Origin of the sequence: Mesosutterella faecium (assembly GCF_022809315.2) — a bacterium.
GTDB lineage: Bacteria > Pseudomonadota > Gammaproteobacteria > Burkholderiales > Burkholderiaceae_F > Mesosutterella > Mesosutterella faecium.
On record NZ_JAKZJU020000001.1, the window covers coordinates 839,376 to 860,858 of the forward strand.

The following is a 21,483-nucleotide window of genomic DNA, read 5'->3' on the forward strand; positions in this document are numbered from 1 at the left end:
GCCGCTCTCCGCTCCGCGGATTAACCTTTATTTTTTCAGTTCGTAAATGACCGCAGGGTCATCCTTGAGCTTGCCGTAATCGCGGTTGCCGAAGACACGCACCCGGCTGTCGTCCCTGCGCCCCCAGAAGTCTGCCTCGGGGTCTGCAGGGAAAGTGGAGGTGCTGATGCCGAGCCACTGGGCGAGCCCCTGAAGCATTCGGAAACCGCTGCGGGCTGCCGGATTGACCTCGTGGGTCGTGCTGGTGCTTGAGATGGAGAAAAGCGGGACGTCGTAATTCTGTTTCGCATCGTAGCCATGCTCAAGCTCCCTGCCGGTTTCCGTACCGGGCTTGGGTTGCATGGACAGGCCGTGATCGGCGAAGTAAAGAAGCGACCAGGTCCTGCCTCTGCTGCCGAGCATCCCGACGATTTTTTCAATCATCTCGTCCATCATCCGATAGGTCGTGAGGTAGCAGGACATGCTGGGATCTCCCACGTCCCATTCGACGGCGCGGCCCGAGAGGCGCGTGCAGAAGGTCGGGTGGGAGCCCATCAGATGGAGCACGAAAAGCCTGGGGCCGTCCGCGGGTGAGTCGAGCGCCTCGCGCAGCTTGGGCAGCAGCTCGAAGTCGTCCACGTTGGGATCCGCGTAATTGCCCTTGAGCCAGGCCGTGTGCTTGGCCCGAACGCCGATCTGGGCGATGGGGTTGTCATAGGCTCCGCCGCGGCCCTGGTTAGAAAGCCACCAGGTGTCAAATCCGGCGCTGTTGGCCAGCGTGAGGACATTGTTGGCGCTGTTGAAGCTGTCCGTTCCGGGCTTGTTCAGCGACAGGAGTCTGGGCAGCGAGATCCCGGTGTTGCCGCCGGGGGCGACGAAGTGGCTGAAAAAAATGCCGGGAGATTTCCTGAGAAAGGGGGTCGTGTCCAGCGGGTAGCCGTACACCGATGCATAGTCTCTTCTCTGGCTTTCGCCGATCACCAGGACGTAGTCCTGAAAGCGGGGCTTTGCGGTGACGTCAGCCCAGCTCGGTTCCGGTGCAGAAGCCTCGTCGCGGAGCTCCTGCGCTCCGGACCAGGCCGAAACGGCCAGATCCCTGGCAAAGCCGGCGGCCTGGATTGAATCAAGATCCCGGCCGCGCCCGTAAATCTGGATCAGGACGGCAGCGGCGAGCGCGATGGCGCAGCAGCACACGGGCGCGGCCCTCAGCTGCAGATTCCGGCAGGCCCGGATGGCGGCCAGCCCCAGAACCAGCATGCCGGCTGTCCCCAGGAACAGCCAGGGCGGTGTATTGGAGGCAAACTCGGCGGCTTCCGCCGGGTTGGTCTGAAGCAGGGCGACAGATATCAGAATATTGGGTCTGCCGTAGAGCATGCCTGCAGGAAAATACAGAGCAGCGACTGCGACGGCCGGGATGGCGATCAGCCGTCTGGTCAGCCAGTGCTGGGAGAGAATCAGCAGGGCCAGCACCGGGGCGAGGAAGTTCACCGGGTCGAGACTTTTCCACGGCATGTCTCCGGAGTGCGAGTAGCCCATGGCGGCAGGCAGCGCAAGGCTGAAAGCGGACGACAGAATCAGGGCGAAGGCCCAGCACCATATGTTTCTGCGGGAGAACGGGCCCGGCCTGAGGCGGGAGAAAATCGACATAACCAGCGGCAGCTAGATAAAAAAATACCTGAAAAACCGCATTCTAATCGGAAGCCCCTTTTGAAGGGGCGGAGTTCTTCAGCATCTCACTGGCATGAATGATCGTGGCCTGGGTCATTCGAATGCCGCCCAGCATTCTTGCGATTTCCGTGACTCTTTCTTCTTCTCCGAGGGCTTTCACAGAACTCGTGGTCACTCCGTCCGCGGTCTGCTTTTCGACATGCAGGTGCCTGCCGGCGCAGCAGGCGACCTGGGGCTGGTGCGTGACGCAGATCACCTGCCTGTCTCTGCCCAGCGTCTGCAGGAAACGTCCCACCACCTCGGCTACGGCCCCGCCGATGCCGGCGTCCACTTCGTCGAAGATAAGGGTTCCCACGGGCGTGGCCTTGGCTGTAATGACGGCAATGGCGAGGCTGATTCTTGAGAGTTCACCGCCGGAGGCAACCTTGGTAAGCTCGCGGGGCGTCACGCCCGCGTGTCCCGCGACCAGGAAGTCGCAGCGCTCCAGCCCGAACGGGCCGGGTTCGGTTTCGCTCAGCTTCACTTCGAGCCGTCCGCCCTCCATCGACAGGACCTGCATGGCTTTGGTCACTTCCCGGGACAGGGAGGCCGCGGCTTTTTTGCGGTTTCGCGACAGATCTGCGGCGGCCTGCATATAACGCCCGCGCGCTTCCTTTTCGGCCTCGGAGAGCCCTTCGGTGTCGATGCCCTGCTCCAGCGCGGCAAGCTTTTCCTTCACCTGGCTGCGAAGCTGCGCCAGGTCCTCGGGCCTCGCGTGGAATTTGCGGGCCGTGTCATAAAAGGCCGAAAGCCGGCGGTCGAGCTCGGCGAAACGCTCTTCGTCGAGGTCGCTGGAGTCGAGATACTGCCTGAGGGTGCTCACGGCGTCATCCACTATGCTGGAGGCGTCGGAGAGCTGCTGCACGAGGTTCTCGAGCCTCGGGTCGTAGCGCGCCAGAGACTCGAGCCTGCTGCTGGCTTGGCCGATGCAGGAGGCGGCTGACGCGTCATCATCGTCGGAGAGCGCCCCCAGCGCTTTCCCCACCCCCTCGACGATGGAGGATGCGTTGGCCAGCCTGGTGTGTTCTTCGGAGATCCTCTCCCACTCGCCCGGCTCCGGGGCCAGCGCCTCGAGGTCTTCGCTCATCCAGGACAGGCGGTTCATTTCCTCTTGCAGCGACGCGAGCCTGGAGGAGGCAGACTCAAGCCTGCGGCGGGCTTCCTGCCAGGTTTCGTAAAGCTCCCGGACGGCGTTTCGCTTGTTCAGGATTTCGCCATGGGCGTCCAGCAGCCGCAGCTGTTCCTGGGGCTTGAGTAGCGATTGGTTGGAGTGCTGGCCGTGGATGTCGACGAGTCTTTCGCCCAGGGCGCGCATCTGCGTCGCCGTGGCCGGCGAACCGTTGATCCAGGCCCGGGAGCGCCCCGACGAGTCCAAAGTGCGGCGCAGCAGCAGTTCCTTGTCCGGGTCAAATCCGTTCTGGGCGAGCCAGTGCTCCAGCCTTTTGCTGGAGGAGAAGATGGCGCTGACCTCGGTTTTCGGTGCTCCTTCCCTAATGACGACCGTGTCGGCGCGGGCTCCGAGAAGCAGCTGCAGGGCGTCGATCAGGATGGACTTGCCGGCTCCTGTTTCGCCGGTGAGCGCCGTGAACCCCGGGCCGAGCTCGAGGCTGAGGTGAGGAACAATGACGAACTCGGAAAGCGATAGGCACTGCAGCATCGTCAGTTCTCCAGAAGGCGCCGCCCCGCGCTCACTCTCCCGAGGTTTCCTGCTGGCTGAAGCCGGGGTTGGTCGGCATCAGGTTCCATTTCAGCTTTCGCCTCAGAAGGTCAAAGTGGTTGTATCCGGCGGGATGCAGCAGCGTAAAGTGATTTTTCCCGACATGGATGTGAAGCACGTCGCCCTCGTCCATGGGCCAGAATTCCTGCATGTCGAAATACGCCTGGCCGTCCTTGACTTCCGTCAGTTCGATGTCGACGACCGAGGACAGCGGCAGGACGATGGGCCGGTTGGTCAGCGTGTGCGGCGCAACCGGGACGAGCTCGGCGCCCAGCAGCGACGGGTGCAGTATCGGGCCGCCGGCTGCGAGCGCGTAGGCCGTAGAGCCAGTGGTCGTGGCGTAGATGATGCCGTCGGCCCTCTGCGTGGACATGCGCTGCCCGTCGACATAGATCGTGAACTCCACCATTCCGCCGATCCGCCCGTGGGTGATGCCGGCGTCATTGATGGCGTTGGACTCGTAGACCTTTTTCCCTTTGTGCAGCACCGCACCCTCGATGACGGGACGGTCGTCGCGGACGAACCGCCCCTCCATCATCTGCGGGATGATCTGCTCAACCTCTTCGAGGACGATGTCGGTGATGAACCCGAGCCGGCCGGCGTTGATGCCGATGATGGGCCTGCCGTAAGGGGCGAGCAGCCGGCCCACTCCCAGGGTTGTGCCGTCGCCGCCGAGCACGATGGCGACGTCTGCCTTCTCGCCGAGCTCCTGCGGGCCGTGCGGCTTCCAGCGGCAGCCTTTCCCCATGGTTTTGAAGGCAGCTTCGTCGAGCAGGGGCTCGACTCCCGAGCGGCTGACCACGTCGAGCAGCCTCGCAAGAAGCGGCCGCGGCAGTCCGGACTGCTTGACGAAGATGGCCGCTTTCTTAAAGACGGGCATTGCGTTACTGCCCCGCATCGACTCCGGCGGCAATGTGATAGCCGGCGTCCACGTAGACGATGTCACCGGTGATGCCGCTTGCCAGATCCGACAGCAGGAAGGCGGCCGCGTTGCCGACTTCTTCGGTTGTCACGTTCTTCTTGAGCGGAGAGGCCTGCTCCGTCTGATGCAGCATTTTCCCGAAATCCTTGATCCCGGCGGCGGCCAGCGTCTTGATCGGGCCGGAGGAAATGGCGTTGGCCCTGATTCCGTCCGCTCCGAGGGACAGCGCGAGATAGCGTGTGGAGGCCTCGAGGGCGGCCTTGGCGAGGCCCATCGTGTTGTAATTCGGGACGGCGCGCTCGCTGCCCAGATACGTAAGCGTCAGAACGGAGGCCTGCCTGCCCTTCATGAGCGGCAGAAAGGCCTTGGCCAGGGCCGGGAAAGAATAGGCGGAGATGTCCATGGCCGTGGCGAAGGCGGAGCGGGAAAGCCCCTCAAGGAAGTCCCCGGAAATCGCCTCGCGGGGCGCGTATCCGATGGAGTGGACGAAACCGTCGAGTCCGCCCCAGCGCTCCTTGAGCAGGCTAACGGCGGCGGCAATCTGGTCATCCTGAGTGACATCGAGCGGGAAAATCACGTCGCTGCCGAATTCTTCAGCAAATTTCCCGATTCTTTCCCTGGCGTGCTCGCCGGCATAGGAAAAAGCGAGTTCAGCACCTTCCCTGCGGCAGGCTTTCGCAATGCCGTAGGCAATGGAGCGGTTGGAAAGCACGCCTGTGATCAGAAACTTTTTTCCGTTTAGGAATCCCATAATGCTCACTCAGAAAAATACAAGAAACTCCCCGCAATGCAAACCGGGGGATCGATGCCGACATTGTAGCAACTGAACGGAAGCCCTCAGCCCCGCTCAGTCCTGACGCCGTGCGGCCTTTTTATTTTTTTTCCTGTTCTGCACAGGGCGCTTGGCGGACGGCGCCGAGCTTTTGCGCTTCGCATTCCCGGCGGCGCTCTTCTTAGGCGCGGAGGCTTTTTTCGAGACCTTGCCCGAGGCGGTGGAGCGCCTGGCCGATTTTTTCGGGGGATTGGCGTTCAGGCGGTACCGGCGCGATTCCCTGTAGGCTGCATTTTCCGCAGAAATGCGCTCAATGTCCGGCGCGCGGTTGATGACCGGCACTGTCAGCGTAAGGCTCTGGCCCTTGCGAATCTTCGCTTGGCGCAGGCGGTTGGTCACAATGATCGAGCGCTTGGTGATGTGCATGCGGTCAGCGATGTCATCGAGCGTGTCGCCCTTGCGGACGCGGTAGCGTATCTGGCGGTAGCGGACCTTCGGCACCGAGGGCACGGGCTCGAGGCGGAAGAAAGCGCCTCCGGCCTCAATCTCATCCCGGGGTTCTCCGGAATCCGCCCTCACAAGGAGCAGTGAGTTTTGGGCAACGCGCCGGTTGCTCGGAATGCGGTTGACCTCGCGGATCTCCTCGATGGTCATGCCGTTGTTTTCCGCGATGTTGAGGAGGCTCTCGCCGGGCTGCATCCGATGGGTCTTCCAGGAGGAGACCCGGCGGCCGTTGGAGCGCCAGCGAGCGAGGTTTTCCATGAACTCATCGAGATTGTCCGCGGGAATCAGCATGGCGTTTTCATGGGCGCCCACGATGACGGGGCGGTTGAACCCCGGGTTGAGCATCGTGAAGTCCTCGAGCTTCATGTTCGCGAGCCTCGCGGCGGTCTTGATGTCGATGTCCTTGTCCCTGAAAACCTGGACGAAATAAGGCTCGCTGCCGATGTCCGGAAGAGTGATGCCGTAGCGGGCGGGGTTCTGCACGATGCGTTTGACGGCCTCGAGCCTGGGCACGTAGTTGGCCGTCTCGGAGGGCATCCTCAGGTGCTGGTAGTCGGTTGGAAGCCCCGCGGCGGCGTTTCGGTCGATCGCCCTCTGGACATTTCCTTCCCCCCAGTTGTACGCGGCGAGCGCGAGGTGCCAGTCATGGAACTGATCGTAGAGCTTCTGAAAATAGTCAAGGGCAGCCCGCGTGCTTTCAATGACATCTCTCCGCTCGTCCTTCCAGAGGTTTTGCTCCAGCGAATAGGTGGTTCCGGTGCTGGGGATGAACTGCCACAGCCCCGAGGCTTTGGCCGGAGAGACGGCTGTCGGCATGAAGGAGCTTTCCACGAAGGGCAGCAGCGCCAGCTCCATGGGCATGCCCCGGGATTCGACCTGGCCGACGATGTGATAAAGATACAGACCGGCCCTTTCCGCCGAGCGCGTGAAGCTCTGAGGGTGCCTCGTGAGCGACCCGAGCTGGCTGTCGACCCTGGGGCTGTCCAGCGGCGGCATCTTGAAGCCGCGCCTGATCCGCCCCCAGACCTCCGGTCCGGCGGCTTCCTCCGACTGTGCAAGCGGGCCGCGGAGGGCATCCGCGCCAGGAGCCGGGGCTGCCTGGGCCTTCGGCTCCACGGAAGGCGAACCGCCGGCCTGGACGCTCTGAGCCTGTCCGGCGGAGGCAAGCAGCAGGCCTGCCAGCACGGTGAATGCGGTGCGAAGAAACATCGAAAGAAAAGCGAGAACAGTTTGCAGTGGTTAGATGGTACTCTATGTGCTGTCCCAAGCGATAGAAGCAAATGTGCTATTTGGTAAACGGTTCTTTTTCTGTGACGGTGCGGCGGCAGTGGGCAAAAGAAATTTAAAAATATGCGATTTTCTGCATACTCCGGCCGGCCGGCTGGCCTTCGAATGGGAGGAGGCCCGCGTTGCCAGGGTGGTGGAGGACAGCTTCGGATACAGGGCCCTGCAGGTGGGGATTCCTCAGATTGATTTTCTTGCGGCCAACCGGATCGCCTCCCATGTCTGCACCGTGTCGGGGGAAAAAATTCCCGCCTATCCCGGTCTGCAGCAGAGGGGCTTCGTTTATGCGCGGCCCTTCGAGCTGCCTTTCGCCTCAGAAAGCATGGATCTCATTGTCCTGCCGCATGCTCTGGAGCTGTCGGGCAGCGTCGAGCGGGCCCGCCGGACCCTGAAGGAAGCCGCCCGGGTGCTTGTTCCGCAGGGGAGGCTTGTCATAACGGCTTTCAATCCGCTGAGCCTCTGGGGCCTGAGGCAGCGCCTGAGCGGCATCGGGCTGGGAGGGCCCTACCTTCCGAGCGGCTCCTCGCTCGTCACTCTCGCGCGGCTCCGGGACTGGTTCGGGCTGCTGGGGCTCGATATAGACCGCGGCGCCTTCGGCTGCTACGAGCCGCCCTGCCGGAGCGCCTCGGCCATGCACAGCTGGCGCTGGATGGACAAGGCGGGAGACCGCTGGTGGCCTTCGCTCGGAGGCGTCATGATGCTTTCGGCAGTGAAGGTGCTCGAGGGCATGCGCCTTATCGGGCGGGTGTCGTTCAGCGATCGGAAAATAACTGTCGCCGGACGGCGGTTTGCGGCTCAGGCCGGAGCCCGGCGGGAAGCCGGCCGATAAGCGGCTGCAGGGGGTGCGTCAGAGTATGCCAGGGATCGGAACCGGTGAATTGGAAATCTGGAGCGACGGGGCCTGCAAGGGCAACCCGGGGCCAGGCGGATGGGGGGCGAGGCTGATCTACGGCCGCCACACGCTCGACCTTTACGGAGGAGAGCCCGTCACGACAAACAACCGCATGGAACTCGCGGCGGTGATCGCGGCTCTCTCCAGCCTGAAGCGCCCTTGCCCCATAGTGATTCACACGGACAGCCAGTATGTGAAAAACGGGATCAACGAATGGCTTCCCGCCTGGAAGGCCCGGGGATGGAAAACCGCGGGACGCAAGCCCGTCAAAAACGAGGCCTACTGGAAGAAGCTCGATGCCCTGGTGCAGCGGTTTGACATCCGATGGCAGTGGGTCAAGGGGCATGCCGGGATCGAGAACAACGAGGCGGCCGACCGGCTGGCCAACTGGGGAGTGGAGGCCGCTCAGGGCCGACGGCCCGGCTGTGACAAGGTGTCCGCCGAGCTCGCCGCCCTGCTGAAGTCTCTTGGAGAATGAAAATGGCCATGAGGCAGATCTGCCTTGATACGGAAACAACAGGGCTCAACGCCGATAAAGGCGACCGGCTGGTAGAGATCGGCTGCGTGCAGCTCGACGGGAGAAAATTCACTCTCGATTCGAAGTTCCTCTACCACGTGCTGATCAACCCCGAGCGGGAAGTCCCCGAGGAGGTGGTCAAAGTGCACGGACTGACGACCGAGAGGCTCGCCAGGGAACCCCGCTTCGCAGAAATCGCGCCTGATTTTCTCAAGTTTGTCGAAGGCTCCGAGCTCATCATTCATAACGCCGAGTTTGACGTCGGATTCATCGACATGGAGCTGCGGCGCGCCGGGCTGCCTCCGCTTGAAAAAAGCTGCAGGATAACCGATAGCCTTGCCATCGCGAGAAAAAAGTTCCCCGGACAGAGAAACACGCTCGACGCGCTTTGCTCCCGGTTTGGAATAGACAGCACCGCAAGAACACTGCACGGAGCGCTGCTCGACGCGCAGCTGCTGGCCGAGGTCTATATCGCGCTCACCCGCGGCCAGGACAGCTTCAGGATCGACCTGGGAGCGATGGAAGGCGGGAAGGAAAGCCTGCCGCCGCTGCCGGACGCCTCGCTGCTGAAAGTGATCAGAGCCTCGAAGGAAGAGCTGGCAGCCCATGAGGAGCAGCTCGACAAAATTGACAAAGCCTGCAAGGGAGTGTGCCTCTGGAGGCTTGATCCTGATGCGGTGCCGGACGGCGAGCCTGCCGGAAAAGCCGGTTAAGCTCAAAAATTTGACAGATGCTGAAAAAACACATAAAATTGAAAATCTATTCAGTTGCGCAGTTAGCTCAGAGGTAGAGCATCGCCTTCACACGGCGGGGGTCACAGGTTCAATCCCTGTACTGCGCACCATAACGATTTCCCGGACTGTCCTGCGACGTCCGGGTTTTCTTTTGTCTTCAGGTCTTTGCCTCGCACCCCCTGCAGTTCCAGCCAGTCCGGCTTTCCCTGCCTTTGCCCCGCAGATATCCGCACGGCGGGGGCGAAGCCCTGCTCCCGCTGTAGGGCATTTCAGAAAAATGAACGGAACTGAGGGCGGGAGCGCGCCGCCGGTTCCGTGACCCCGGGGCCAGGGCGGGCCGCCCTGAAGCTGTTCCCCCTGTCTTCCTTTTCGCTCGCCTTCAGCTCCTGTTGTTTCGGGAGGTCTTCAGGTTCCTGGACATCTCGATCAGCATGGCGTGCTTGACGAAAGCGTAAATGCACCCGCCTGCGGTGTAGATGAAGCCAGGAAACCCGTCCAGAAAGCCAAGCTTGAAAAAATAGGATTTGATGAAGCGGAAAACGGGGCTCACGCACAGACGCAGAATGCCCGAGGGGGCTTTCTGAGTCATCAGGTAGTCTGCCCGCAGATGGGCGAATTTCATCTGCTTGATCAGGAATTCCTCAATGCTTTTGGACGGATAGTGAAGCAGGTCTCCGTCGAGAACTACGGGCTCTTCCTTGGAAACGAGCTTTTCTTCGATGGGATCGTCGGTCCAATTCGCATAGCGGCGGTTGAAGAACCGGGTCTGGCGGTCCGGATAGCCGCTGCCGTGATGCAGAAACCTTCCAAGGAACCAGTTTCGGCGCGAGCACGCGTAGACGTGCGGACCGCCGTCGTCGCCCTCAGTGCGGCCGGCCAGGGCCTTTCTGATGGACTCGGACAGCTTCGGGGTGAGCCTTTCATCCGCATCGATGCAGAACACCCAGTCGTGGGCGGCCTGCGTCACCGCAAAGCGGCGCTGGGGCCCGTAGCCCATCCATCCCTGATTGATCACGTATGCGCCGAAGGATTTTGCAATTTCGATGGTGCGGTCCGTGCTTCCGGAGTCGACGACGAGGATGTCGTCCACCCACTGGCAGCTCTTCAGGCAGTCCTCGAGCTTGTCCTCCACGTTTTTCGTGAGGATGACAATGCTGAGCGGGAAAAGCTCCCGCTGCGTCGAATTCGAATCCATAAGCTCACTGCTCGTTCAAATAACTGAAAAAGACTTTTTCAACGCCGCGCACATGGGCGATCCTGTCGAGGATCGACTGCTCGGCCGACACCAGCTGAGGTCTGGAGACGGCCATCTGGCCGACGCTGCCGCCCGCGCTGATTTCAAACAGGACGGGGCAGCCGGAAGACTTCTGCTCCGATTCTTTCAAAAGGCTCTCGAGTCCGTCAAGGTCGGCCCCCTCGGTGAGCGAGACCGACAGAGAGGCCAGGTGTTCGGCTCTGAAACGGGGCATGTCCGTGGCTGAGTCCACAACGAAGGAGACGGCTTCGTTTTTTTCGTCCCAGCGCGAGAAGCCGCTCACGATCGCGATTTCATCGGTCCTGAAGGCGTCCCGGAACTGATCCCAGACTTTTGAAAAGCAAAGCGCCTCAATGGAGCCGGTGCCGTCGTCAAGCGTGACGGCCCCCATCTTGCCGCTTTTCCCCATAATCTGGCGGATGTTCGTGACGACGCCTGCGATTTTCACGGTCGCCCTTCTACGGTACGCATCCTTGCCCTTGGGGGCGGAGCCTTTGCCTCCGGCATTGACTTTCTGGATCGTCGTCGGGATGAAGCGGCGGATTTCGCTGCGGCATTCATCGAAAAGGTGGCCTGTGAGGCAAAAACCGATGAACTCCTTTTCATAGAGCAGTTCCTCGTGTTTGCTCCAGGGCTCGGCGGGAACCCAGTTGACGATCGCCTCAGCGCCGCTTGCATCGCCGAAAAGGCTGCCCTGTCCGGAGAATTCGACCATATCCGCGGCCGCTTTCATCGCCTGGGTCAGGTTGCCGAACAGCTTTGCCCGGTCCCTGTCGACGGAGTCGAACGCACCGGCCTTGATGAGCGCCTCGAGGGCCCGCCGGGACATGCCCGCGCTGTCGCGCGCCTTCAGGCGCGAGCAGAAGCTGAAAAGGTCCTCGAAGGGGCCGTTTTCCTCCCGCTCCTTCATCATCGAGTTGATGAAAGCCTCGCCGACGCCCTTGATGCCGCCCAGCCCGTAGCGGACGGTTTTTTCATCGGGCACGGTGAAGAACCAATCGCTCTTGTTGATGTCGGGGGGAAGCACTCTGATGCCCCAGAGCTTCAAATCCTCGATGAAGGAGTGGATTTTGGCCGACTCCGTGAGGATCAGGCACATGTTGGCCGCCATGAAGGCGGCGGTGTGGTGCGCCTTCAGGTACGCCGTCTGATAGGCGACGTAGCTGTAGGCGACGGCGTGCGACTTGTTGAAGCCGTAGCCTGCGAACTTCGCCATCAAGTCGAAGATTTCGTTTGCGACCTTTTCGCTGACGTTGTTCTTGGCCGCGCCTGCCACGAAGATGGCCCGGTGCCGGACCATCTCCTGCTTGAGCTTTTTGCCCATCGCCCGCCGGAGAAGGTCGGCCCCGCCCAGGGTATAGCCGCCGATCACCTGCGCTACCTGCATCACCTGCTCCTGGTAGACCATGATGCCGTAGGTTTCCTGCAGCACGGAGCTCATGCGGTCGTCGAGGTAGGTGACCGGCTCGCGGCCTGACTTGCGGGCGAGGTAGGTCGGAATCATCTCCATCGGGCCGGGGCGGTAGAGCGCGTTCAAGGCGACGAGGTCCTCAATGCGGTCCGGATGCGCCTGGCGCAGCAGCTGCCTCATGCCCGGCGATTCAAACTGGAAGACGGCGGTGGTGTTGCCCTCCTGGAACAGCCTGAGGGTCTCGGGGTCGTCGGTCGGAATCCTGCGCAGGTCGAACCGGGCTTCAGGGTGCAGCTTGTTGATGTACTCGACGCATTTGTTGATGATCGTGAGCGTCGTGAGGCCGAGGAAGTCGAATTTCACAAGCCCGACGTTTTCGACGTCGTGCTTGTCGAACTGGCTGATGGTGTTCTCCGGCGCGCCATCCTGGTTGTACAGCGGGCAGAAGTTTGTGAGCGGCCCCGGGGCGATCAGCACCCCGCCGGCGTGCATGCCCAGATTGCGGGTGATGCCCTCCAGCGGCATCGCGAGCTTCATGAGCTCCTGGTACTGCTCATCGCCTGCGATGGCGGCGGCGAAATCCGGCTCCATCTGTTTGGCGCTTTCGAGCGTGACGTCCTGTCCGGGAGGCGCGGGAATGAGCTTGGCCAGGTCATCGACCTTGCCGTAGGACATTCCGAGCACGCGTCCGACGTCGCGCACGATCGCCTTCGCCTTCATCGCGCCGAAGGTCGCGATCTGGCTCACGGCGCTTGCCCCGTACTTCTCCTTCACGTGCTGAATGGTCTTGTCGCGGTTCCACTGGCAGAAGTCGACGTCGAAGTCCGGCATTGAAACGCGCTCCGGATTCAGGAACCGCTCGAAGAGCAGGTTGTAGTGCAGCGGGTCGATGTCCGTGATGCGCAGCGAATAGGCCACGAGCGAGCCAGCGCCGGAGCCGCGGCCCGGGCCGACCGGCACGCCGTGATTCTTGGACCAGTTGATGAATTCCTGCACGATGAGGAAGTATCCCGGGAACTTCATTTTCTTGATGATCCCGAGTTCGTATTCCAGCCGCTGCAGATAGCGCGGAGATTCTTTCTTGAGGGTCTGCTCGTCCGGATACAGGAATTCGAGCCTTTCCCTGAGGCCCTCGTGGGCGAGCTTGTCGATGTAGTCGTCCAGAGTCATCCCCTCCGGGGTTTCGAAGAGGGGCAGCTGGGGCTTGCTCAGAATGCCGTCGACGTTGCACCGCTTGGCGATTTCAACGGTGTTGGCCACGGCGCTTGGAATGTCGTGGAAGAGCTCGATCATCTCCTGCGGAGACTTCAGGTACTGATCCTCAGTGAAGAGCCTGGGCCTGCGGGGATCGGCCAGCGTGTAGCCTTCGGCAATGCAGACGCGCACCTCGTGGGCTATGAAGTCCTTCGCTTCCATGAACTGCACGGGATGAGTCGCCACCACGGGCAGGCCCTCTCGCGCCGCCAGGGCGCAGAGAAAGCGCACTCCCGCCTCGTCTCCCGGGCGTCCTGCCCTCTGCAGGTCAAGGTAGAAGCGGTCCGGGAAGCAGCCGGCGAGCCGAAGGGCCGCCTCTCTTGCGCGCTCGGGCTTGCCGCGGGAAAAAAGCCTCTGGACTTCTCCCTCCGGCCCCCCCGACAGGGCGATGAGGCCTTTGCTGCCGTCGCCCTGCAGCCATTCGCCGCGCACCTCGCCCCTTCCCTTGACGACCTGGTTTTCAAGCCAGGCGCGGGTCAGCAGCACGCAAAGCGAGTGATACCCGTCATGGTTCATGCAGTAGACCGTGAGGCGGAAGGGATGCTGCCGGTCCTCGTCGTTGGTGATCCACAGGTCGCTGCCCAGAATGGGCTTGATTCCCGCCTTATGGCACTGTTCGTAAAAGCGAACGCTGCCGAACATGTTCATCAGGTCGGTCAGTCCGAAGGCGCCGATGCCCCACTCCTTCATTTTGTTCACGGCGGGGCCGAGCCGGACGATGCCGTCGGTAATGGAGTACTCCGAGTGAAACCGAAGGTGGACGAACGCAGGCTGCATGTTTTGAAGCTCTCTCAGATGTCGAGCAGTTCCTTGATTTTTTCGAAAACTTCCTCTTTTTCGGGCCAGGCCCCGTTGGTTCCGAGCACCGTGGCCCGCGGGTTCCACGGACCGGTGCGGTCCCGGTCGGTCACTCCGATCAGCGTGACCTGCCTGGCGCCGACGCCGGCAGCCACGTGGCTGATCCCGGAGTCATTGGCCACGACGAGGGCGGAGCGCTCGCACAGCGCCGCGTAGTTGCCCAGGGTCGTGGGCGGCAGGATGGTTGCCGAGGGGCAGGCTCGCCGCGCGTCCTCTTTCTCGCTCGGGGAGGGCAGGATGAGAGGCGTGTAGCCCAGAGCGCGGAGAAAGTCTGCAAGCTCGTTGAAGTGCGGCCAGCATTTGTTCTTTCCTTTGTGCTTGCCGCGCGCCGTCGGTGCGAGCAGGACGTAGGGCTGCTTGACGGCGTGGTCCCTGAGAATGTTGCGGGCCGCCGCACGGTGCCGGGCGAGCAGCTTCAGCCCGAGCTCGGGTTCCGGCGCGCTCCTTGCCGGGGAGCCCCCCCAGGCTTCGATGGCCTCGCGCGCCACGGTGAAGAAGCGCTCGACTTCGTGCATCCGCCCGGGCTCCGGCACAGGCCGGTCAAGAAAGAGCCTCCGGCCGTCGGTGGGAAAGCCCGCCGACCTGACTCCGCCGATCCAGAAGAGCAGGGCCGAGCCGAGGGAATTCGGAAAGAGCAGCCCCCAGGGATGACCGCCTAAATCGCGGGCGAGCTCTCTGATCCTTGAAAAATCCTCCGTCACGTGGCCTTCGATGGGATCGAAGCGCCAGCCCATGCCCAGCATCAGGTCCTCGGCGAAGCGTTTGCCGGTCAGGCAGGGAGTAAAGCCGCTGTCGGCCAGCAGCCGGAGGGCCGGGAGGGTCATGACGCAGTCGCCCACGTGGTTAGGCAGGCGGCAGAGGACGGTCTTGGGCATTTTCATTGCAAGCGGGAATGATGCGGAAAGCGCAGTTTAGGGGATGCAGAAAGTCAGGTAAGGATATGATAGCGGCTGCGCCCGTTTACAAAAAGCACCCTCCCACACTCCCGCCTGGATAAGCATGGCAAAAAAAATACTCCCGAAGAGAAGCATCCGCGATCCCAATATCCTGAGGCTCCTCAAAATGATGCTTCCTTACCGAAGGTGGATCTATGCCGCTGCCGCCGCTCTTGCCGTGACGGCCGGAACATCCTCGCTTATTGCCATGCTTCTCGGAAAGCTCACGGACATGGGGTTCTACGACCACAATCCGAACGTCATCTACTGGGCGCCCGCGGCTCTTCTGGGCATAGCCCTGCTGCATGGGAGCTCCACCTTCCTGAGCGGCTACTGCCTGCAGGCCGTGTCCCAGTCGGTCATGATCGATCTGCGGGAAATGATGATCGGCAACGTGCTCTACTGGCCGGAGAGCGTTTTCCAGAAATATTCCACCGGGAAAATTATTTCGAAGTTTCTCTATGAGGCCTCCAACGCGCTTTCGGGTGCCTCGGGACTGCTCACCCTGATCATCCGCGATGTGCTGCAGATTGCAGCCCTGATGTGCCTGCTGATCTATCAGGACTGGAAGCTCACGGCGGTCACGCTCGTGATGGCTCCGCTCATCGCCGTCATTCTCCGCTGGGTCAGCCGCCGCATGCGCCAGTACACCAAAATGATGCAGGGCACAATCGGGGAAATGTCAGCCTCGCTCTTCCAGCTTTTTGACGCGCACAAGATCGTCAAGATCTACGGCGCCCAGGAATTCGAGAAAAGGAAGTTTTCTGCCGTAAGCGAGAAATTCAAGCGCCTCAACCTGATGCAGCAGAAGGTGGCGGGCGCGGGCACCCCGCTCATACAGCTCGTGACGATGGGGGCTGTCGCGGTGGTTCTGGTGGTCGCGCTGCTGCAGGCGCAGGCCGGAAGGCTCACGATGGGACAGTTCACGACCTATCTGGCGGCCCTGCTTCTGCTGATGCCTGCGATCCGGCATCTCTCGGGCCTCAACGGTTCGCTCGCCAAAATGGGCGCTGCGGCCGACTCTATCTTTGACATGCTCTCGGAGCCCCTCGAGCGGGAGACCGGCAGCAGGGAGCTGTCGTCCTGCCGGGGCGAGATCGAATTCCGGGGCGTCAGTCTGCGCTACGGAGGAGAGGCCAGGGGCGCCCTTGAGGACTTTTCCCTGAAGGTGAAGCCCGGGGAGAAGATTGCCCTTGTGGGTCCTTCCGGGGCTGGGAAATCGACGGTGATCAATCTGATTCCCCGCTTCTGGGAGCCTGACTCGGGCAGCATCCTGATCGATGGCGTGGACGTGAGGGACTACACGCTGCGGTCGCTTCGCAGCCAGATCGCCCTGGTGAGCCAGGAAGTGGTCATCTTCGATGACACGATCGCCGCCAACATCGCCTACGGAAGGCCCGATGCGTCGATGGATGAAATCCGGAAGGCGGCTCAGGCGGCCTTTCTCACGGATCTGATCGAGGAGCTTCCCGAAGGGCTGCTCACGAGGGTCGGAGAGGCCGGCTCCAAGCTCTCCGGAGGGCAGAGGCAGAGGATTTCCATAGCGCGGGCGCTGCTCAAGAATGCCCCCATCCTGCTTCTCGATGAAGCGACAAGCGCGCTCGATACGGACAGCGAGAAATACATCGAGTCCTCGCTTGAGCGGCTGATGGGCGGCCGCACCGTCTTTGTGGTGGCTCACCGGCTCTCGACCATCCGCGATGCGGACCGGATCGTCGTGCTCGACAAGGGCAGGATCTGCGAAACCGGAACTCACGAACAGCTTCTGGCCCTGGGCGGTCTTTATGCTCATTTGTACAATATCCAGTTTAAAGACGGCATCGGCAGGGCCGCAGCTGCAGGCTGAGGGGGTTCTTTTCTCAGGCGCCGGCGCCGCGGCGGGGGAGTCAAAAGTGACAGTCAGTGGGCAAGGTACGGAACAAAAAGGCGGGTTCATCTTCAAGGCCCCTCGGGATATTGAGGCCGAGGTTCTGCCCGGAGCCTTCATCAGGGATTTTGCCGGAGCCGGATTTGCCCAGACGAAGGGCGAGGAGGGCAGGAAGCTCCTGCGCAGGCTCCTTTCCGCGGATGCGGACAAGTTCGCCTGCGGCGAGGCGTTCCGGTCGGCGCTTCTCAACGCTTCGGGCGGCGTCATGCTTGAGGCCAGGGTGCTCGCAGGCAGGAATCAGTGGCTGCTGGTGTTCCCTCCCGAAGAGGCGGGCTCGGGCCAGGCCTGGATGGGTCAGGTCGCGGTGGCCTTTGACGCCGAAGTGGAAAGGCTGCAGGGCCGCGAAGCGTTCTGGCTCGGGGGAAGGCAGGCCGGGGAAGCGCTTCGCCGGGCGGGCGCCGAGCCTCCACGCGACGGCGCCTGGGCAGGCGTCGGGGGATACCGTTCGCTCAAGGCCGCGGCATTTCCGGATTTTTACCTTCTGGAGGGCGAAGCCGCCGAATGCCGTGAATTTCGCAGCCGGCTCGAGGCTCAGGGGGCTGTCCAGGCTTCGGAAGAAGTCTGGCGGTGCGCCCGGGCTCTGCACTGCGAGGCAGCTCCGGGTGAAGACTACGACGAGTCCTCCTCTCCGCTGGAATGCGGCTTTGAGGACTGCGTGGACTTCAGCGATCCGTCGCGCATGTTCATCGGCAGGGCCCTCGCCGAGGCGAGGGGCAGGGCCGGCGCGCGGTGCCGCCTGGGGCTTCTGGCCGTGGACTGCGGGCTGAGCGCGGACGAACTGGCGCAGTCGCCTGAAATTACCATCGAGGGCAACAGTCAGGAGGGCGGGCTTGCCACGACCTGGGCCCTCACGCCCCAGGGCGTTCTGGCCCTGGCGCTTCTGCCGGCGGGAACCGCTCCGGGCGCGGCCGCCTGGGTCACGGTCGGCCAGAGAAGCTTCCCCGCCCGGGTTCTTCGCTGCGGATTTTGAATCGGGGGACATCATGGCCATCAGTGTGTTTGACATATTCCGCGTTGGAATCGGTCCGTCTTCTTCGCACACGGTCGGGCCGATGAGGGCGGCTAGGCTGTTCGTCAACTCGCTCACGCAAAAAGGGCTGCTTGAGAAGACGGCCCGCGTCCGGGTGGAGTTCATGGGCAGCCTGGGTGCGACCGGCATCGGACACTCCACGGACACGGCCTTCGTTCTGGGGCTGATGGGTCTGGACCCGGAGACGGTTGATGTGGATGCGGCTTCCGCGGAGATTGCGCGGGTGCGCTCCGGCGGGACGCTTCTTCTGGCCGGCAAAAAGGAAATTCCCTTTCTCTGGCCGCGCGACATTGCCTTCAGCCCAGAGAAGATCTGCAGCTTCCATACGAACGCGCTCAATGCGGAGGCCTACGCCGGAGACGGCCGGCTCCTTTACGAGAGGCGCTACTACTCCGTGGGCGGGGGCTTCGTAGCCGCCGGCGTGGAAGGCAATCCGGATTCCGTCGAAGTTCCGGCATCCTTCCGCACGGCGGCGCTGCCCTACCGCTTCCGCCACATGTCGGATCTGATGGTGTACTCCGACCGGGACAAAAAGAGCCTGCCGGAAATCGTCCGCAGCTACGAGAGGGCCTGGCGCACGGATGCTGAAATCGACGCCGGGCTGGACCACATCTGGGAGGTCATGCGCGAATGCATCGAGCGCGGCTTCAGCCGCGACGGCGAGCTGCCCGGACCATGGCACGTGGCAAGGCGCGCGTCCTCAATGAAGCGCAGGCTGGAGCAGCAGCCCGCAGGCTCCGACCCTCTGGCGGCCCTCGACTGGGTGCAGGCGTTTGCCTTTGCGACCGGTGAGGAGAACGCGGCCGGGGGACGCATCGTGACAGCGCCGACAAACGGCTCCGCCGGCGTTCTTCCGGCTGTTTTGGAATACTATTCGCGCTTTACGCCGGGGGCGTCTCCCGAGGGCGTGCGGGATTTTCTTCTGACGGCCGGCGCCATCGGGATCCTCTTCAAGACGAACGGGTCGATTTCCGGGGCCGAAGTGGGCTGCCAGGGCGAGGTCGGCGTCGCCTGCTCCATGGCCGCCGCGGGGCTTACCGCAGTGCTGGGCGGCACGGCTTACCAGATCGAGAACGCCGCTGAAATCGGCATTGAGCACAACCTTGGCCTCACTTGCGATCCCGTGGCAGGGCAGGTTCAGATCCCCTGCATCGAAAGAAATGCCATGGCCGCGGTGCAGGCGGTGTCTGCCTCAAGGCTTGCGCTGCACGGCACGGGCCGCCACTATGTTTCGCTGGACGAGGCCATCAGGACCATGCTCGAGACAGGCCGCGACATGTGCAATAAATACAAGGAGACGAGCACGGGCGGCCTTGCGGTCTGCATCGTGGAGTGCTGACGCCAGCCACGGGGCGGCCCGCTGCTCAGACTGCAATGGGCGCCTTAATTGCGGGCCAGGGGTTGTAGCCTTCGAAGGCGAAATCCTCGTAGCGGTAGGAGAAGATATCCTTCGGCTTTCTCAGAATCCTGAGAGTGGGGTAGCGCCGCGGGCTCCTTGAGAGCTGCTCGCGCACCTGCTCGAGGTGGTTGAGGTAGATGTGGCAGTCGCCTCCGGTCCAGATGAAGTCGCCGGGCTGCAGGCCGCACTGCTGCGCCACCATATGGGTGAGCAGGCTGTAGCTCGCGATGTTGAACGGAACCCCGAGAAAGATGTCGCAGGATCTCTGGTAGAGCTGGCAGGAAAGCTTTCCGTCGGCAACGTAGAACTGGAAAAGGCAGTGGCAGGGCGGAAGGGCCATGCGCCGGATTTCTCCTACATTCCAGGCGCAGACGATCAGCCGCCTGCTGTCCGGGTGGGTTTTGATCTGCTCAATGAGTTCGGCGATCTGGTCGATTTTCTCTCCCGAGGCGGCTCTCCAGCTTCGCCACTGCGCGCCATAGATGGGCCCGAGGTTGCCCTGGGCGTCTGCCCATTCGTCCCAGATTGTCACGCGGTTGTCGTGAAGATATTTGATGTTGGTGTCGCCGCTGAGGAACCAGAGCAGCTCGAAGATAATGGAGCGCAGGTGCAGCTTTTTGGTCGTCACAAGGGGAAAGCCCTCTGAGAGGGGGAAGCGCATCTGGTAGCCGAAGACGGAAAGTGTTCCCGTGCCGGTTCTGTCGGTTTTCTCCACGCCGTTGTCAAAAACGTGCTTCAGCAGTGTTTCGTATTGGTCGTACATAAAGGGCTTCAGCTCCCGGGCGGGCCGGACGCGGGTTGGGTTCCGGCGCTTTTGTTTTTAAAATGACTGGCAGATTACACGGATATTAATCAATCGGCCAGGCGCGGACTGCCGGGGGCTGTCCGGGTCCGGGCTGGGGATTGGAGATAAAAGGTAGCGCTTTGGAAGAAGTCTTGATCAATTATTCCCCGAGGGAGACCCGCGCCGCGATTCTCTCCGATGGCATTCTGGAGGAAATCCATCTGGAGCGCGAGGTTTCCAGGGGGCTTGTGGGCAATGTATATCTGGGCCGGGTGGTGCGCGTCCTGCCGGGAATGCAGTCCGCGTTCATCAACATAGGGCTGGAGCGCACGGCGTTTCTCCATGTGGCCGACATTGAGGAGGCGCACCGGTCCGATGCCGTGCTGCCCATCGAGAGGGTTCTCCACGAGGGCGACGCCGTCATGGTGCAGGTGGCTAAGGATCCCATCGGCACCAAGGGCGCAAGGCTGACCACGACGGTGTCTCTTGCCGGCAGGAAGCTGGTTTATCTGCCGAAGGAGCCCCACATCGGAGTGTCCCAGAGAATAGACGATCCTGAGCTGAGGGAACGGCTGCGCGAGCAGGTCGCCGCCATGAGGCCGAAGGACGAGAAGGGAGGCTACATCGTCCGCACCTCCGCGGAGGAGGGTGTGACCGAAGAGGAGTTCCTCAACGACATGAGGTATCTGAAGCTGCTCTGGGAGAAGATCCGCTACAGCGCCTCGCATCAGCCCGCCCCGTCCCTTCTTTACCAGGATCTGTCGCTCGCGCAGCGCGTGCTGCGCGACATGGTGCATGCCGAAACGCAGGCGATCTACGTGGACTCACAGGACATGTATCAGTCGCTGCGCAGCTTCGCCGATACCTTTGTGCCGGCGGCGGCCGGCAGGCTGCGGCTTTACCGCGGCGACGCCTCGCTTTTCGAAAAGTTCAAGGTTGACGAGGAAATCGAGAAGGCGCTTCGCCGGCGAGTCGACCTGAAGTCCGGCGGATACCTGGTGTTCGATCAGACGGAGGCCATGACCACCATTGACGTCAACACCGGCGGCTACGTGGGTAAAAAGGATTTCGGGGATACGGTCTTCAAGACGAATCTGGAGGCCGCGCAGACCATTGCACGGCAGCTCCGGCTGAGAAACCTGGGCGGCATCATCATCATCGACTTCATCGACATGGACAGCGATGAACACCGCGAGGCGGTGCTCGCCGAGCTGCGCCGCGGCATCGCGCGCGACCGCACCCGCATGACGCTCAGCAATTTCACGGAGCTCGGGCTGGTGGAGATGACCCGCAAGCGCACCCGCGAGAGCCTCGCCCACATGGTCTGCGAGCCCTGCCCGGTATGCGGAGGCCGCGGCGAGATCAAGACGGCGCGCACCGTGTGCTATGAAATCATGCGCGAAGTCGTGCGCGAATGGCGCCAGTACAAGGATGCGAAGGAGTTCAAGATCCTTGCCTCCCAGTCAGTGATCGACATGTTCCTTGACAGCGAGTCGCAGGCGCTCGAGCTGCTGCACGAGTTTATTGGGAAGCCCGTGTCCCTGCTTGTGGAGCCTGAGTACACCCAGGAGCAGTTTGACGTCATCATCGCCTGACGGTTCA

The 21,483-nt window shown here is 62.2% G+C and carries 16 protein-coding genes and 1 tRNA gene; 8 read left to right on the forward strand and 9 right to left on the reverse strand.

Annotated elements, in window-relative coordinates; genetic code table 11:
- Positions 1 to 27: 27 nt before the first annotated feature.
- The 5 genes from MUN46_RS03955 to MUN46_RS03975 form a co-directional block, all read right to left on the reverse strand.
- A complete protein-coding gene (locus tag MUN46_RS03955) occupies positions 28 to 1,626 on the reverse strand; it encodes a phosphoethanolamine transferase (protein WP_243376936.1) in 1,599 nt (532 codons plus the stop codon).
- Between the two features lie 43 nt (positions 1,627 to 1,669).
- Positions 1,670 to 3,343, reverse strand: a complete 1,674-nt coding sequence (recN, locus tag MUN46_RS03960) for a DNA repair protein RecN (RefSeq protein ID WP_243376935.1) — start codon at positions 3,341 to 3,343, stop codon at positions 1,670 to 1,672.
- A 31-nt stretch (positions 3,344 to 3,374) separates the two neighbouring features.
- Positions 3,375 to 4,283, reverse strand: a complete 909-nt coding sequence (locus MUN46_RS03965) for an NAD(+)/NADH kinase (protein ID WP_243376934.1) — start codon at positions 4,281 to 4,283, stop codon at positions 3,375 to 3,377.
- A gap of 4 nt (positions 4,284 to 4,287) precedes the next feature.
- The gene (locus MUN46_RS03970) at positions 4,288 to 5,076 is read right to left on the reverse strand and encodes an enoyl-ACP reductase FabI (protein WP_243376933.1); all 789 of its coding nucleotides are present in this window, start codon (positions 5,074 to 5,076) and stop codon (positions 4,288 to 4,290) included.
- A gap of 96 nt (positions 5,077 to 5,172) precedes the next feature.
- On the reverse strand, positions 5,173 to 6,810 hold the full coding sequence (locus MUN46_RS03975; RefSeq protein WP_243376932.1) for a transglycosylase SLT domain-containing protein: 1,638 nt from the start codon (positions 6,808 to 6,810) through the stop codon (positions 5,173 to 5,175).
- A gap of 118 nt (positions 6,811 to 6,928) precedes the next feature.
- On the opposite strand from MUN46_RS03975, the gene MUN46_RS03980 reads away from it, so the two are divergent.
- The 4 genes from MUN46_RS03980 (at position 6,929) to MUN46_RS03995 (ending at position 9,138) form a co-directional block, all read left to right on the forward strand.
- A complete protein-coding gene (locus tag MUN46_RS03980; RefSeq protein ID WP_243376931.1) occupies positions 6,929 to 7,714 on the forward strand; it encodes a class I SAM-dependent methyltransferase in 786 nt (261 codons plus the stop codon).
- A 25-nt stretch (positions 7,715 to 7,739) separates the two neighbouring features.
- Positions 7,740 to 8,255 carry a ribonuclease HI gene (gene rnhA, locus MUN46_RS03985; RefSeq protein WP_243376930.1) on the forward strand — a complete coding sequence of 172 codons (516 nt, stop codon included), beginning with the start codon at positions 7,740 to 7,742 and terminating at the stop codon, positions 8,253 to 8,255.
- Positions 8,256 to 8,263: 8 nt separating this feature from the next.
- Positions 8,264 to 9,007, forward strand: coding sequence for a DNA polymerase III subunit epsilon (dnaQ, locus tag MUN46_RS03990; RefSeq protein WP_243376965.1), 744 nt, complete (start codon positions 8,264 to 8,266; stop codon positions 9,005 to 9,007).
- A gap of 56 nt (positions 9,008 to 9,063) precedes the next feature.
- Positions 9,064 to 9,138: transfer RNA gene (locus MUN46_RS03995), tRNA-Val, on the forward strand.
- A gap of 269 nt (positions 9,139 to 9,407) precedes the next feature.
- Here the strand turns inward: MUN46_RS03995 and MUN46_RS04000 are convergent.
- Genes MUN46_RS04000 through MUN46_RS04010 form a run of 3 tightly spaced genes read right to left on the reverse strand, consistent with a single transcriptional unit; the run spans position 9,408 to position 14,681 of the window.
- Positions 9,408 to 10,223, reverse strand: coding sequence for a glycosyltransferase family 2 protein (locus MUN46_RS04000; protein ID WP_243376929.1), 816 nt, complete (start codon positions 10,221 to 10,223; stop codon positions 9,408 to 9,410).
- A 4-nt stretch (positions 10,224 to 10,227) separates the two neighbouring features.
- Positions 10,228 to 13,725 carry a DNA polymerase III subunit alpha gene (gene dnaE / locus MUN46_RS04005; RefSeq protein WP_243376928.1) on the reverse strand — a complete coding sequence of 1,166 codons (3,498 nt, stop codon included), beginning with the start codon at positions 13,723 to 13,725 and terminating at the stop codon, positions 10,228 to 10,230.
- Positions 13,726 to 13,739: 14 nt separating this feature from the next.
- Positions 13,740 to 14,681 carry a glycosyltransferase family 9 protein gene (locus MUN46_RS04010; protein WP_243376927.1) on the reverse strand — a complete coding sequence of 314 codons (942 nt, stop codon included), beginning with the start codon at positions 14,679 to 14,681 and terminating at the stop codon, positions 13,740 to 13,742.
- Positions 14,682 to 14,805: 124 nt separating this feature from the next.
- Here MUN46_RS04010 and msbA point away from each other — a divergent pair, with 124 nt between their 5' ends.
- From msbA to MUN46_RS04025, 3 genes are read left to right on the forward strand one after another with little or no spacing between them, the layout of a single operon-like run.
- Positions 14,806 to 16,587: a lipid A export permease/ATP-binding protein MsbA gene (gene msbA, locus MUN46_RS04015; RefSeq protein ID WP_243376926.1), complete on the forward strand. Its 1,782-nt coding sequence runs from the start codon at positions 14,806 to 14,808 to the stop codon at positions 16,585 to 16,587.
- Positions 16,588 to 16,633: 46 nt separating this feature from the next.
- Positions 16,634 to 17,638: an aminomethyltransferase family protein gene (locus tag MUN46_RS04020; RefSeq protein ID WP_243376925.1), complete on the forward strand. Its 1,005-nt coding sequence runs from the start codon at positions 16,634 to 16,636 to the stop codon at positions 17,636 to 17,638.
- Positions 17,639 to 17,651: 13 nt separating this feature from the next.
- Positions 17,652 to 19,037 carry an L-serine ammonia-lyase gene (locus tag MUN46_RS04025; protein ID WP_243376924.1) on the forward strand — a complete coding sequence of 462 codons (1,386 nt, stop codon included), beginning with the start codon at positions 17,652 to 17,654 and terminating at the stop codon, positions 19,035 to 19,037.
- 25 nt (positions 19,038 to 19,062) lie between these two features.
- Here the strand turns inward: MUN46_RS04025 and MUN46_RS04030 are convergent, their stop codons facing one another.
- Positions 19,063 to 19,860 (reverse strand): thymidylate synthase, encoded by a 798-nt coding sequence (locus MUN46_RS04030; RefSeq protein WP_243376923.1) that lies wholly within the window; start codon positions 19,858 to 19,860, stop codon positions 19,063 to 19,065.
- A 161-nt stretch (positions 19,861 to 20,021) separates the two neighbouring features.
- On the opposite strand from MUN46_RS04030, the gene rng reads away from it, so the two are divergent.
- The gene (gene rng / locus MUN46_RS04035) at positions 20,022 to 21,476 is read left to right on the forward strand and encodes a ribonuclease G (protein ID WP_243376922.1); all 1,455 of its coding nucleotides are present in this window, start codon (positions 20,022 to 20,024) and stop codon (positions 21,474 to 21,476) included.
- Positions 21,477 to 21,483 lie beyond the last annotated feature (7 nt).

Excerpts from the sequence above, each read along its gene's own strand:
- MUN46_RS04010 (WP_243376927.1), bottom strand. The coding sequence starts at position 14,681 with ATGCCCAAGACCGTCCTCTGCCGCCTGCCTAACCACGTGGGCGACTGC.
- MUN46_RS04000 (WP_243376929.1), bottom strand. The coding sequence starts at position 10,223 with ATGGATTCGAATTCGACGCAGCGGGAGCTTTTCCCGCTCAGCATTGTC.
- MUN46_RS04030 (WP_243376923.1), bottom strand. The coding sequence starts at position 19,860 with ATGTACGACCAATACGAAACACTGCTGAAGCACGTTTTTGACAACGGC.
- MUN46_RS03970 (WP_243376933.1), bottom strand. The coding sequence starts at position 5,076 with ATGGGATTCCTAAACGGAAAAAAGTTTCTGATCACAGGCGTGCTTTCC.
- MUN46_RS03965 (WP_243376934.1), bottom strand. The coding sequence starts at position 4,283 with ATGCCCGTCTTTAAGAAAGCGGCCATCTTCGTCAAGCAGTCCGGACTG.
- dnaQ (WP_243376965.1), top strand. The coding sequence starts at position 8,264 with ATGAGGCAGATCTGCCTTGATACGGAAACAACAGGGCTCAACGCCGAT.
- rnhA (WP_243376930.1), top strand. The coding sequence starts at position 7,740 with ATGCCAGGGATCGGAACCGGTGAATTGGAAATCTGGAGCGACGGGGCC.
- MUN46_RS04025 (WP_243376924.1), top strand. The coding sequence starts at position 17,652 with ATGGCCATCAGTGTGTTTGACATATTCCGCGTTGGAATCGGTCCGTCT.
- dnaE (WP_243376928.1), bottom strand. The coding sequence starts at position 13,725 with ATGCAGCCTGCGTTCGTCCACCTTCGGTTTCACTCGGAGTACTCCATT.
- MUN46_RS03975 (WP_243376932.1), bottom strand. The coding sequence starts at position 6,810 with ATGTTTCTTCGCACCGCATTCACCGTGCTGGCAGGCCTGCTGCTTGCC.
- msbA (WP_243376926.1), top strand. The coding sequence starts at position 14,806 with ATGGCAAAAAAAATACTCCCGAAGAGAAGCATCCGCGATCCCAATATC.
- MUN46_RS03955 (WP_243376936.1), bottom strand. The coding sequence starts at position 1,626 with ATGTCGATTTTCTCCCGCCTCAGGCCGGGCCCGTTCTCCCGCAGAAAC.
- recN (WP_243376935.1), bottom strand. The coding sequence starts at position 3,343 with ATGCTGCAGTGCCTATCGCTTTCCGAGTTCGTCATTGTTCCTCACCTC.